The 12767-nt window shown below is 41.6% G+C and carries 12 protein-coding genes; 8 read left to right on the top strand and 4 right to left on the bottom strand.

The window, feature by feature from the left end:
• The first annotated feature begins 33 nt into the window (after positions 1 to 33).
• On the top strand, positions 34 to 720 hold the full coding sequence (trmH, locus tag ACMVDV_RS16720; RefSeq protein ID WP_416158857.1) for a tRNA (guanosine(18)-2'-O)-methyltransferase TrmH: 687 nt from the start codon (positions 34 to 36) through the stop codon (positions 718 to 720).
• 60 nt (positions 721 to 780) lie between these two features.
• A complete protein-coding gene (gene recG, locus ACMVDV_RS16715) occupies positions 781 to 2862 on the top strand; it encodes an ATP-dependent DNA helicase RecG (RefSeq protein WP_416158856.1) in 2082 nt (693 codons plus the stop codon).
• A 50-nt stretch (positions 2863 to 2912) separates the two neighbouring features.
• Here recG and ACMVDV_RS16710 read toward each other — a convergent pair whose 3' ends face one another.
• Together ACMVDV_RS16710 and ACMVDV_RS16705 are read right to left on the bottom strand one after the other, a co-directional pair.
• Positions 2913 to 3830, bottom strand: coding sequence for a porin (locus ACMVDV_RS16710; RefSeq protein WP_416158855.1), 918 nt, complete (start codon positions 3828 to 3830; stop codon positions 2913 to 2915).
• A gap of 159 nt (positions 3831 to 3989) precedes the next feature.
• The gene (locus tag ACMVDV_RS16705) at positions 3990 to 4865 is read right to left on the bottom strand and encodes a LysR family transcriptional regulator (protein ID WP_283710057.1); all 876 of its coding nucleotides are present in this window, start codon (positions 4863 to 4865) and stop codon (positions 3990 to 3992) included.
• A gap of 91 nt (positions 4866 to 4956) precedes the next feature.
• Here ACMVDV_RS16705 and ACMVDV_RS16700 point away from each other — a divergent pair, with 91 nt between their 5' ends.
• Both ACMVDV_RS16700 and ACMVDV_RS16695 read left to right on the top strand, forming a co-directional pair.
• Complete coding sequence (locus tag ACMVDV_RS16700; protein WP_304180167.1) at positions 4957 to 5331, top strand: DUF413 domain-containing protein; 375 nt, start codon at positions 4957 to 4959, stop codon at positions 5329 to 5331.
• A 90-nt stretch (positions 5332 to 5421) separates the two neighbouring features.
• Complete coding sequence (locus ACMVDV_RS16695; RefSeq protein WP_416158854.1) at positions 5422 to 6657, top strand: diguanylate cyclase; 1236 nt, start codon at positions 5422 to 5424, stop codon at positions 6655 to 6657.
• Here ACMVDV_RS16695 and rarD read toward each other — a convergent pair.
• The gene (rarD, locus tag ACMVDV_RS16690; RefSeq protein WP_304180162.1) at positions 6654 to 7577 is read right to left on the bottom strand and encodes an EamA family transporter RarD; all 924 of its coding nucleotides are present in this window, start codon (positions 7575 to 7577) and stop codon (positions 6654 to 6656) included. The genes ACMVDV_RS16695 and rarD overlap by 4 nt on opposite strands.
• A 52-nt stretch (positions 7578 to 7629) precedes the next feature.
• Positions 7630 to 8085: a thioesterase family protein gene (locus ACMVDV_RS16685; protein ID WP_416158853.1), complete on the bottom strand. Its 456-nt coding sequence runs from the start codon at positions 8083 to 8085 to the stop codon at positions 7630 to 7632.
• A 111-nt stretch (positions 8086 to 8196) separates the two neighbouring features.
• On the opposite strand from ACMVDV_RS16685, the gene recQ reads away from it, so the two are divergent.
• The 4 genes from recQ (at position 8197) to ACMVDV_RS16665 (ending at position 12729) form a co-directional block, all read left to right on the top strand.
• Positions 8197 to 10020 (top strand): DNA helicase RecQ, encoded by a 1824-nt coding sequence (recQ, locus tag ACMVDV_RS16680; RefSeq protein ID WP_416158852.1) that lies wholly within the window; start codon positions 8197 to 8199, stop codon positions 10018 to 10020.
• A gap of 15 nt (positions 10021 to 10035) precedes the next feature.
• The gene (locus ACMVDV_RS16675; RefSeq protein WP_304180153.1) at positions 10036 to 10335 is read left to right on the top strand and encodes a DUF3630 family protein; all 300 of its coding nucleotides are present in this window, start codon (positions 10036 to 10038) and stop codon (positions 10333 to 10335) included.
• Positions 10336 to 10399: 64 nt separating this feature from the next.
• A complete protein-coding gene (locus ACMVDV_RS16670) occupies positions 10400 to 12109 on the top strand; it encodes a BamA/TamA family outer membrane protein (RefSeq protein ID WP_416158851.1) in 1710 nt (569 codons plus the stop codon).
• Between the two features lie 77 nt (positions 12110 to 12186).
• Positions 12187 to 12729, top strand: a complete 543-nt coding sequence (locus ACMVDV_RS16665; RefSeq protein WP_304180270.1) for a mechanosensitive ion channel domain-containing protein — start codon at positions 12187 to 12189, stop codon at positions 12727 to 12729.
• Positions 12730 to 12767: the final 38 nt, after the last annotated feature.

Genomic DNA, 12767 nt, shown 5'->3' with positions numbered 1-12767 from the left:
GCGGCAATTTTATGAGTTCAGACAAGGCTAAAAATGGAAACTACTCGCTACCATCGCATAAAGCACGTACTCAATCGCCGTCAAACCGATTTAACCGTGTGCTTAGAAGATGTGCATAAACACCATAACTTGTCTGCCATTGTCCGTAGTGCAGACGCTGTGGGTTGTCATCATGTGCATGCGGTATGGCCGCAAAATCAAAAATGGCTGACTAATAATACTTCGGGTGGCAGTAAAAATTGGATCGCCACTCATCTACATAAAGATATTGATAGTGCGGTGGCGATGATGCGCCAGCACAACCCAAAAGTACAAGTTCTTGCCACTAATTTATGCCCTGATGCCGTTGATTATCGTGACATTGATTACACTCTGCCAACAGCCATTATTGTCGGCCAAGAAAAAACCGGCATATCTCCACAAGCACTTGCCCACGCGGATAAAAATATCATCATTCCGATGCAAGGTATGGCACAGTCACTTAATGTGTCTGTGGCGGCAGCATTAATTTTGTTTGAAGCACAAAACCAACGTCTCAATGCAGGTTTATACCAACGAATCATGCTTGATGAAACAGTCAAACATAAGATGTTATTTGAAGGCTGCCATCCAATCATTGCGCAAAAGTGCAAAGAAAAATCGCAGCCTTACCCAGCCTTAGATGACAACGGCGAAATCATTGCTGATGAAGCATTTTGGCAACGATTAAAACATGCTTGATGACTAAAGCGTTCACACGTAAACTAAAAACCATCTAAAAATGAATGATTTGAGCCTATTTTGTCAAAGCCAACGTTAAGCCGCTACCCAATCACTGATCTCAAAGGCGTTGGCCCAAAAATGGCTGAACGCCTTAAAAAGCTGGGGATCAGCACAGTACAAGATATGCTCTTTCATTTACCTCTGCGTTATGAAGATCGCACCCGGGTTTATAATATCTGTGATTTAGCGGTGCATAGCCATGTTACGATTGAAGCAAGCATAGAAACCAGTCAGATCACTTTTGGTAAACGACGTATGCTGGTGTGCCAAGTGAATGATGGCACAGGGCGCTTAACATTACGCTTTTTTAATTTTACGGCGGCACAAAAAAATAACTTAAGCAGTGGAAAAGTGATCCGCTGTTTTGGTGAAGTACGCCGTGGCAGAGTGGGTTATGAAATGACTCACCCTGAATACAGCCTCAGCGATACACCGAGTGAACAACCAACAGCAACCACGCTAACGCCAGTTTATCCAACAACAGAAGGTTTAAAGCAACTCTCTATCCGGACTTTAAGTGATCAAGCAATTGAATTACTGAATAAATATCAAGTTGAAGAGCTCTTACCAGCGCAATTTCAACATGCCGGTATGGATTTAACTCACGCACTTTTATTACTACACCGTCCAGCCAATGACGTTGATTTAAGTGCCCTTGAGCAAGGCCTGCATCCTGCACAACAACGCCTAGTATTTGAAGAGCTGCTGGCGCAAAACCTCAGCCTATTAAAATTACGCCAACAAGGGCAACAAGTAAAAGCCGTAGCACTGGATCCAATCAACCAATTAGAAAGTAAATTTTTGGCGCAGCTGCCTTTTGCTCCCACCAACGCGCAAAGTAAAGTGGTTGCAGAAATTAAAAGTGATTTACAACACCCCTACCCGATGATGCGCTTAGTCCAAGGTGATGTGGGCTCAGGTAAAACATTAGTTGCCGCTTTGAGTGCCTTAACGGCTATCGCACAAGGTTATCAGGTCGCGTTAATGGCACCCACAGAGATTTTATCTGAGCAACATGGCATTACTTTCAAAAACTGGTTTCAAACTTTAGGTATTACCACAGCCTGGTTGGGCGGAAAAACCAAAGGGAAAGAGCGCAGCGCAACACTTGAGAAAATAGCCTCTGGTGAAGCGCAAATGATTGTTGGTACTCATGCGTTATTTCAAGAACAAGTAACATTTAATAACTTAGTGCTTATTATTATTGACGAACAACACCGCTTTGGCGTCCACCAGCGCTTATCGCTACGAGAAAAAGGCCGTTTTGGTGATTGCTATCCACATCAACTGGTGATGACAGCCACACCGATTCCACGCACACTGGCGATGACCGCCTATGCCGATTTAGAAACCTCCGTGATTGATGAGTTGCCACCCGGACGTACCCCAATTAAAACCATTGCACTACCTGATACCCGTCGTGATGAAATTATTGCGCGGGTAAAAACAGCCTGTACCGAGCAAGGTCGCCAAGTTTATTGGGTATGCACCTTAATTGATGAATCGGAAGCATTACAATGTCAAGCAGCAGAAGATAGCGCACTGCAGTTAACTCATGCACTGCCTGAGTTAACTGTAGGGCTAGTTCATGGCCGGATGAAAGCAGCTGAAAAGCAAGCCATTATGAGTGAATTCAAAGCTGGGAACATTCATATATTAGTCGCGACGACAGTCATTGAAGTCGGTGTAGATGTGCCGAATGCCAGTTTGATCATCATTGAGAATCCTGAACGGCTTGGCCTTGCGCAATTACATCAGTTACGTGGCCGAGTTGGCCGCGGTGCAATCGCATCCCATTGTGTGCTTTTATACCACGCCCCCTTGTCTCATACGGCACAAAAACGTTTAGCTGTGCTAAGAGATAGCAATGACGGTTTTGTAATTGCTGAACGCGATTTAGAAATTCGTGGTCCAGGTGAAGTGCTCGGCACTAAACAAACAGGTTTAGCAGAATTTAAAATTGCTGACTTAACCAGAGATAAGCACACACTCAACTTAGTCAGACCTATCGCACTACAAATGCTCCGCCAGTATCCTGAACAAGTAGAACAACTAATCAATCGCTGGCTTGCGGGTAAATCAGTGTATGCACAAGCTTAATAGTAAACAGCCTTACTGTAAGAAGTAAGGCTTTTGCAATAGTCTCAAGACTAAAACTTGTATTCCATGCCAACACCTAAGTAATCTTGATCAACATTGCTGTCCATATCAAAATTAGTATAGAAGGCGAATAACGTGGTGTTTTTGCTCAATGAGTGATCAACACCAGCAGAGATAGCAGACTTTTTATCACCCACATCAAAATCCATTACTTGGTATTGCACTTTAAATGTATTGCTATCAAGGGTGTAAGCCGCATTAACTAAATAACCATCGGCATCACCGCTACCATCCACTTTTTCTTGGCTTTGGTACATTGCACCTAGTTTAAAATCAGCTACTTTGCCTTGCACGGTAGCGCGTACAACATCATAACCATTAACTTCACTGTCGGCAGCAACTGATGCATAAACGTTGCTTTTCTTCAGTCCAGCATCGCCATAAGTAAGTGCTAATGAATAACCGCTATCGCCTTCACTGTCTTTTTCAGCAACGTAAGTTGCAAGCACTTTAAAGCCACTTAAATCCTTTGATGAATAAGTTAGCGTATCACTCAGGCGGTTTTCACCTTTAAATAAATTTTTGATATCACCTTCAAGGTTATCAAATAAATCTAACTTCCCTTGTGATTGCTTCAAAGCGGTATCATTACGGCCAATCACAAGTTGACCAAACCCACCTTTTAAACCAACGTATTGATTACGTGACGTAATCGTGTCTTTTGAATCATCAGAAACATTAACTTGAAATTCGAACTTATAAATAGCTTCTAAGCCAGCACTGATGTTTTCAGAACCTTTAAAACCAATTCGCGATGCATTACTTTTAATTTCGCTGAATGACCCTTCACCATCATCCGAAGATTGCACAGAGACATTTGCTTTACCATACACATCAACATCAGCAAATGCAGGACACGATAAACCACTTAACACAGCTAGTAATAAGGTCGACTTTGCAAATTTCATATTATTTCCTCAATAAACGCAACAGACTAATTTTTAATTCGCTGCATTTTGCCTGCGGTAAATGACACAAATATTACAACTGAAATATTTTTGCCTTATATTATTCATAAAAAGGCATAAAAAAAGACATCAAATAAACATAAAAATGTCATATATAGCTTACTTAGCGCTAAATTCACTGCTTATTGTGGGTGTTAATTCCAGCAATAAATTAACCAACGTCTCAAGCAAGGGTTTTTGTTCATTATCTCTGTGATAAGCGACAAAAATATCCCGGGACGTATGTTCCACATCAGGTACCCGATGTAGCTCTCCTTTATCTAGATGGCTTTTAGCTAAAACTTCAGGAATAAATGCACTACCTCCACATTGTAGTATCAAATCTAATGCAATGCGCCCTGTGCTGGTACGAAAATAAGGGGGTGTCCGCCCAGTAAATTGTCGCGCATGCCAAAGGGAGAAGGTAGTTCCCCAGTCAACATAGACATATTGATTATCAAAAAAGTTTTCATTTGCTGCGCCTTCAAATGCACTAATAGGAATAATTGGTAAGGTGCAAATGCGTTCAACGACCAACTCATCAACTTTAGGCGGATCAAATAAAATAGCTAAATCTAAAGTTCGCTCTAATAATAACCGCGTGCTCTCTTGTTGTGCTTTAACTTCTGCAACCAACGAGACGCCAGGCATAGCAGATACTATATTTGTGATACCAAACTGTAAAAAAGCATCCCAAATATTAGGGGTGCCAGCTAAACTCACTTGTTTATGCATATTATCAGCAAGTGCAACATCGACTTTAGCCCGTTGCATTCCTGTTATAATCATTTGCGCATGGGGTAACAAACGCTCGCCGGGGGCGGTCAATTGGATATTATTGCGTTGGCGGATAAATAAATTAACCCCTAACCCTTGTTCTAGTTGACGAATACGAAAACTCACCGCAGACTGTGTAATATAAAGGTTTTCTGCTGCTTTGCCAAAGTGGCGAGTACGCACTACTTCGACAAAGGTTTTCAATAAATCTATATCCAATTACTTATCCTCACGATAAAAATTTTTTGTTTAATAAATTGCGCAACTTGATCCATACTCCAGCCAGTATATAGGGCATGAGGAAACAGCCATGAGCAACGATATTTCACTACTTCGCCAAGCATTTGTAAGCCAACGTCAGTTTTATGATGACCAGAATTTTCCACGCGGATTCGGCCGCAGCGGTAATTTCACTTTATTAGAAGCTAACATACTTGAACAACACGGCGTGGTACTCAAAGGGTTATACAACAAAACCCTTGAACCACAAAACGAAATTCAAGCACAATTTCTTGCTGTTGTTTCAGGTAGTCAAGAGCCAACTAACGCAATTGAGCGAGCTTGGATAAAATACCTCAAGCTAACGACCTGTAAAACTAAATTTCATACACTATTTGGGCGCTCTCGGATCTCAAGTCCAACGCCACAGAGCCAAGATTACTATTCGGAGTCAGATAGCCTATAAAAGTAATGGTGCTATTTGCTTTTTCGTGTTTTAACAGTTACAACTTGTATAAGCAATACTATTTGGTCCGGCCAAAAAACAAGGTGTTACGTGACACGGAAAATACTCATCATTGAAGATACGCCAACTATAGCGCGAGTGCAAAAACACATTGCAATTAAAGTTGGCTATGATGCCGATATAGCAGACTCATTAGCGCAAGCGAAAGAGTTGATCAGTAAAAATCGCTATTTTTGCGCTGTTGTAGATTTTATTTTGCCTGATGCTCCGCAAGGTGAAGCAGTTCCCTGCACTATTGCAGCTGAAATCCCCACGATTGTAATGACTGGCAACATCGATTTAAAAACCCGTAATACTGTTGAAAAATATCCTATCATTGATTACATCACTAAAGAGAATAAACAAGCTTATCTATATTTAGAAAAACAATTGCAACGCCTACCTCGCAACGAAAATGTTAAAGTATTGGTGGTTGATGACTCAGTTGCTACTCGACGCCATATTTGTAACTTACTTAAACGCCATAAATATCAAATTTTAGAAGCCAACGATGGTATTGAAGCACTCGCCATGCTTGAACACACCCCCGATATAGCGGTGATCATTACCGATAACGAAATGCCCAACATGAATGGTGATGAGTTATGTAGTGAGATCCGCCGTTTATACAGCAATGATGAAAAAGCCATCATTGGCATTTCCGGCTCTAATGCAGCTCACCTTTCAGCACGCTTTTTAAAAAATGGCGCCAACGATTATTTACGTAGACCGTTTAACAATGAAGAGTTTTACTGTCGTTTGAGCCAAAACGTTGACATGTTAGAGCAAATTACCACCATTCGCTTGCAAGCCAATACAGACTATTTAACTAAGTTACCCAATCGTCGTTACTTCTTTGAAGAAACAACGAAATCGTTAAAGCAAATGCAGAAAAAACAATTAACACCTTCTTTAGCGATGTTTGATATTGACCACTTTAAATCTATCAACGATAGCTACGGCCATGATGCTGGCGATGAAGTACTCAAAGGATTTGCTAGCTGTTTTGCTAAATATTTTAAAAAGTACTTCGCAGCTCGTTTAGGTGGTGAAGAATTTGTGGTCTATTTTAATGATGTGGATAAAACTGAAGTATTAAAACGCCTTGAAGGATTTCGCCATTTCATTGAGCTTAATAGCCCTGAGCTTAGTCAGCAAAAAATTCAATTTACCTTGTCTATCGGTTACGCACATGAGCCTGTTTATCAAATCGATGAATTATTAAAACAGGCTGATATTAAGCTTTATGAGGCCAAAAAAACGGGCCGTAATAAAGTCAGTGCTTAAACAGGCTTAGTTACTGGTGGGATATTTTCACGCTTGCGCTTTTGTGATTGCCGATACGAATCACAACTAAAAATTGCCAAAGCACTCCAAATACAGGCAAATGTTACTATACGCTCACCACTGAATACTTCACCATAAAACACCACCGCTAAAATAAACATTAAGCTTGGCCCAATGTACTGAAAAAATCCTAAAGTAGTATATTGCAATCGCTTAGCAGCACCTATAAAGCACAACAAAGGTAACGTCGTAATAACGCCCGCGCTGATCAATAACACATTGGTATACCAATCATTAGCAGAAAAATCGGAGCTTGCTGTAGGCACCATTAACCACCAATAAACTAAAGCAACTGGCAATAATATTAACGCTTCGAGTAACAACCCTGGCAATGATTCAATGGGCAATTTTTTACGTAGTAAGCCATAGATTGCAAATGAGCTTGCCAATGACAAGGCAACAACCGGAAAAGAACCAAAGCTAATCACTTGGATCACCACGCCACACAATGCCAACGCTACCGCTAACGCTTGCCACTTACGAAGCTTTTCTCCTAAAAATAGCATGCCGAGTAACACATTTAATAATGGATTGATGTAATAACCTAGACTCGCATCAAGCATATGATCATTATTTACCGCCCAAATAAACAATCCCCAGTTAAAACCAAGTAAGGTGGCAGTAATCACCAACATGGCAATTAACTTAGGTTGTTTGAAAACATGTTGGACTTTATGCCATTGCTTCAATACAGCAACTATAATGACGATAAATAATACCGACCATACAACTCGGTGCATCAGTATTTCAAACGCCGAAATGTGCTGCAACAATTTAAAGTATATAGGCGCTAAGCCCCACATAAAAAAAGCCATACAGGCTAAAATAACGCCTTTACGCTGTTCAGGATTAGTTGGCATAAATTTTTTCTGAAATGGATGAAAGACGGCTAGTCTACCTGTCTGCTAGGCTTTATCCAACTAAATAAGTCGCCGTGCCAAAAGCGATTTGAGTACCTTGTTCATTATGTAACTCCATTCGACATACGCATACCTTATTACCTGAGCGAATGAGCTTAGCACTGGCGGTAAATTCAAGCCCTTTACCAGGTCGTAAATAATCGGTTCGTAAGTCGATGGTACCCAATGTTGCCAACTTTTTTTGCACACTTGGCATATCAAGTTCGCTGAGTTTATCAATCAGCGCAGCCGCAGCAAGCATACCGCCGACATTATCTAGTACCGCTGAGATCACCCCGCCATGGAGAATTTTTTGCGCCGGATTACCAATAAAAACATCCTGCCAAGGAAAACTTATTTGCGCTTGCTCAGCATCTAGTGACTTAACTTTAATTTGTAAAAACTGATTAAACGGCATTTGCTCAACAAATACTTTAGCAACTCGATCAATTAAAATGGCTTTATTCATTATTATTATCTGCAAACTTTATAACTGGTAAGACGAGTAAAGCACAACTAAAAAGAAAGTGCGATAAAAAGCACCTATGCAAGGTCGCCTAAAAGCTCTAAAATGAGCGCGATGAATACACCAATCCCCACACCAAGCACCGTTGTGCGCAGTCCCGCCGCTATACTCAAGCAAGTGTTTGGTTATAGCGAGTTTCGTGATGGCCAAGAAACGGTGATCGACGCAGCCCTTAACGGCCAAGACACGCTGGTATTATTACCCACTGGCGGTGGCAAATCCGTTTGCTATCAAGTACCGGCATTGGCTTTGAGTGGCCTGACCGTGGTTATTTCACCGCTGATCTCACTAATGCAAGATCAAGTATCACAACTACAAGCGTTAGGGGTTAAAGCGGCGTATATCAACAACAGCCTTAACCGCGACGAGCAACAGCAGATATATCAACAACTGCACAATGGCTTGCTCAAACTACTTTATGTTGCTCCAGAAAAAGTACTACAGCACGAATTTAAAGAGCGCTTAAGCCATCTCAATATTAGTTTATTTGCAATTGACGAAGCTCACTGTGTGTCCCATTGGGGCCATGATTTTCGCCCACATTACTGTCGACTAAGCGAGCTTAAACAGCATTTTCCACATGTGCCGATGATGGCGCTGACTGCCACTGCCGATAAAGCCACCCGCTTTGATATTGTTCAGCAGCTTGGTTTAACCACCCCCTATATTCATACTGGCAGTTTTGACAGACCCAATATTCGTTACACCATAGAAGAAAAGTTCAAGCCGTTAGCGCAATTACTTCGCTACTTAAAAGAACAACAAAATCAAAGTGGTATCATTTATTGCACCAGCCGTAAACGGGTTGACGAAATAGCAGAAAAAATTGCCGATGCTGGCATGAATGCAGCGGCTTACCATGCCGGTATGAGTAACGAACAACGCCAATTTGTGCAAACAGGCTTTGCCCGCGATGATATTCAAATTGTGGTAGCCACCGTTGCCTTTGGTATGGGGATTAATAAACCCAATGTCCGTTTTGTATTGCATTACGATATTCCCAAAAGTATTGAATCTTACTATCAGGAAACTGGCCGCGCTGGCCGTGATGGGCTTGCAGCTGAAGCAATTATGTATTTTGATCCGGCCGATATTGGCCGTGTTAGGCGCTTTTTTGAAGACATTGAAGATGAACAACGCCGGCGTGTCGAAGAGCAACGTTTTAATGCCATGGCCAGCTTTGCAGAAGCGCAAACTTGTCGCCGGCAGATACTGCTTAACTATTTTAGTGAATACCAGCGTGAACCGTGTGGTAACTGTGATATTTGCTTGAATCCACCAAAAAGCTTTGATGGTACCTTAGTGGCGCAGCAAGCTCTGTCATGCGTGTATCGCGCCGAACAGCGCTTTGGTTTAGGTTACATTGTGGAATTACTGCGTGGGGCCAATACCAGTCGTATTCGTGATAATAATCACCATCAGCTCAGTACCTATGGTATAGGTAAAGATCACAGTAGTGAATTTTGGCTGAGTATTTTACGTCAACTCATTCACCAAGGTTTGCTAAGCCAAGATATCACTCAAGGATCTGCGCTGCGCTTAACTGAAGGTGCACGTGCTATTTTTAAAGGCGAGTATAGCTTACAAATAGCCGAGCCACGGCTACAAGCCAAGCATGTTTACCAAGATAAATTGGCCCAATTTAACTATGATAAAAAGTTGTTTGCCAAACTTCGTGCCCTGCGCAAAGAGCTTGCGGATGCCGATGATGTGCCGCCATATGTGGTATTTAACGATAAAACACTCGCAGAAATGGCGCAGTTAATGCCAACCAATGACAGTGAATTTCTCAAAGTATCTGGGGTTGGTTTTACCAAACTCAACAAATACGGCAGCCCATTTTTACAGGCTATTCGTAACTATTTAGCGTCTTCCTAAGTACAGAGTAACAGCATGACTGAATTTCAATTAGATCCCCGCCATAATGCCATCATTATTAGCCCAAGCGAAATGCCCAATGATGATGACTTTGAGCTATGGGCGCATTTATTTCTACATGCCCCCGAGATCACTATTAGCGAATTTGCCAGCGGTGCAGATCGCCACCAGTGTCGCTTTAGCTACGCGCAACAAAACTTTAATTTAAACTTTGAACACTATAGTAATAGTGTATGGATTAATGGTGAAGGGGTTGCAGCAGAGCAGTTATTAGCGGTACTTGTACATTATTTTCTTACACAAATGCAACAATGAGGTGGACTTATACAGTAAGTTAGTGTGTAGTAAGCAAAGACTAAGTTCATGTTTAAGGATTTAAATGGCCGTAAGCAGATGTTTTAAATTTTTATTTTTGAGCTGTTCAAGCTACCTGCTCTATGCACCCTATTGCCTCGCGCAATCAGCGATTCAAAGCCAGTCAAACTGTAATAAGCAGCATACTATTACAGCCACTGAAAAAAACCTGCACCGCCAACTTGATGGCGAAGAGTTATTACCTGAAAAAACCCCCAGTGCTAAAATAGCGACAATCAAACTAAACCAACTTAACGTTTTTAATACTGAACTCGAAGCAGAGAATAACGCGCTATTTCGATTTGCTAATCGCGCACATATGACCACTGAGCCTGATGTTATTAAAAGCATTCTGTTATTTACGCCTGAAGATGCCTATGAGCCAAAAAAATTGGCCGAATCAGAACGCTTATTACGTCGCCAAGCTTACTTATATGATGCCAATATTAGTGCACAAACTAACTGCGACGGTAATATTGATGTCACTGTAGAGACCCGCGACTTATGGACATTACTACCCGAGATCAGCTTTAGTCGTAGTGGCGGCGAAAATAAATCGAGCATCGGCTTTCGCGAATCAAATTTATTTGGCTGGGGGAAACGCCTGTCACTGTCGCGCACAACCGATGCTGAGCGCAATGGTTACTTATTTGTTTATGATGACCCGAATATACTGTCTAGCCGCTACCGTGGCCGCGTCGAGTATTCTGATAACGATGATGGGAAACGCCATTTACTTGAGTTAACTTACCCGTTTTATTCGATTGATACTCCCTATAGTTATGGCTTATTGAGTTTATCTGATCAACGTATTGAATCGCTCTATAAACGCGGCGAAGTATTCAGTAAATTTTCTCAAAAAACCGAATATAACCGTATATTTTTTGGCCATTCCAAACAACTTAGTAATAGCTGGACACAGCGTCTCAGTGTTGGTTATACCCACGAACAACAGAGCTTTTTCAGCACCGCTGACACCTATACACCGCTGGCCGAAAAACGAGAGCTAAGTTACCCCTATATAAGCGGCAACTGGTTTGAAGATCACTTTGTTAAAGTAAGAAATTTCGACAGTATTTATCGTACTGAAGATCTCAACTTAGGTTGGAACCTACAAGCTTTACTCGGTTATTCAAGTGAAGAACTAAGCAATGATGCAAGTCGTGCCGTTTATTCCTTTCATGCAAAAAAAGCCCACTTTAGCGGTAACAATACGCTATGGCGCTTTCAGGCCAGTCTCGATGGTTATTGGAACGAACAGCAAGGCAAAGCAGAGAACCTGTTAGCAAGTAGCCAAGTGCAATATTATTTAAATACCAGTTTAAAGCAATCATGGTATGCCAGAATGCGCCTTGATTATGCAAATAATCTCACCCCAGACAAGCAACTGAGTCTAGGCGGAGAAAATGGTTTACGTGGCTACCCGTTAGACTATCAACAAGGTGACCGCAGCTTTTTAGTTAATTTAGAAAAACGTTACTATTGGGAGTACGACTTGCTGCAACTTTTTAAAGTTGGTGGTGCTGCGTTTTTTGACATCGGTCGCGCTTGGTTCAACGATAAAAATAACGGCGATAATGGCCAAGTGTTGAAAAATATTGGTGTTGGGTTAAGGCTAGCACCAAGTAGAGCTAATGCCGGTACCGTGATCCATTTAGATATTGCCGCTCCCCTTGATAAAGATGATGATGTTGACTCAATCCAATGGCTTGTCACTGTAAAAAATACCTTTTAAAGGTCACGAAAAACGCTAAAATACGGCTCAGATAAAGCTGATTTGGACAGGTTGTGGAACTACTTGATATTCTTAGTATGCAATATAGATGGGTGGTAACATTAGTTGCCTTACTGGCATTTCCATTGCTGTTAAAACTCACCAAAAAATTGCTCGAAAAAACCATCAAAGGTAAGGTCGATATTCATCGTAAATACCGCGCAGAGCTGCTACTAAAAATTATTCTCGCATTTGTGATGCTCTGTTTAGTATTGGTTTTTTGGGGCATTGAATTACGCGGTTTACTGGTTCTTGGCTCATCCTTGTTTGCCATGCTAGGCGTTGCACTGTTTGCTGCTTGGTCACTGTTAAGCAACCTCACCTCCTTTTTACTGATGTTTATTCAAAATGACTGTCGTGTTGGCTATTGGGTTAGAGTGATTGATGGCGCTAACTTTGTAGAAGGGCGTATTGTCGAAATGGGCTTAATGAATGTGGTGCTTGAGCATATTGATGGTCATCGCGTTATTTACCCAAACAACTTGTTTGTTACCCGTCCGGTGATGGTGTTAAGCAATGAGCCAAAACCAACAAAAGTGGCTGCTACTAAACGTATTATTGGCCCCAAAAAGCCATCATAAATGACGACCAGCTCAAAGTAAAAAAAGCCGCTTAAGAA

It is taken from the genome of Pseudoalteromonas sp. ASV78, from assembly GCF_047806705.1.
Classification (GTDB): Bacteria; Pseudomonadota; Gammaproteobacteria; order Enterobacterales; family Alteromonadaceae; genus Pseudoalteromonas; species Pseudoalteromonas prydzensis_A.
The sequence above is the reverse complement of the archived record's forward strand: the minus strand, read 5'-3'. Positions and strand labels throughout refer to the sequence as shown.

What these genes read in the sequence shown, in the direction of transcription:
- rarD (WP_304180162.1), bottom strand. Translation starts at nt 7,577, where the DNA reads ATGCCAACTAATCCTGAACAGCGTAAAGGCGTTATTTTAGCCTGTATG.
- ACMVDV_RS16700 (WP_304180167.1), top strand. Translation starts at nt 4,957, where the DNA reads ATGAGCAACGATATTTCACTACTTCGCCAAGCATTTGTAAGCCAACGT.
- ACMVDV_RS16665 (WP_304180270.1), top strand. Translation starts at nt 12,187, where the DNA reads ATGCAATATAGATGGGTGGTAACATTAGTTGCCTTACTGGCATTTCCA.
- trmH (WP_416158857.1), top strand. Translation starts at nt 34, where the DNA reads ATGGAAACTACTCGCTACCATCGCATAAAGCACGTACTCAATCGCCGT.
- ACMVDV_RS16685 (WP_416158853.1), bottom strand. Translation starts at nt 8,085, where the DNA reads ATGAATAAAGCCATTTTAATTGATCGAGTTGCTAAAGTATTTGTTGAG.
- ACMVDV_RS16710 (WP_416158855.1), bottom strand. Translation starts at nt 3,830, where the DNA reads ATGAAATTTGCAAAGTCGACCTTATTACTAGCTGTGTTAAGTGGTTTA.
- recQ (WP_416158852.1), top strand. Translation starts at nt 8,197, where the DNA reads ATGAATACACCAATCCCCACACCAAGCACCGTTGTGCGCAGTCCCGCC.
- ACMVDV_RS16675 (WP_304180153.1), top strand. Translation starts at nt 10,036, where the DNA reads ATGACTGAATTTCAATTAGATCCCCGCCATAATGCCATCATTATTAGC.
- ACMVDV_RS16670 (WP_416158851.1), top strand. Translation starts at nt 10,400, where the DNA reads ATGGCCGTAAGCAGATGTTTTAAATTTTTATTTTTGAGCTGTTCAAGC.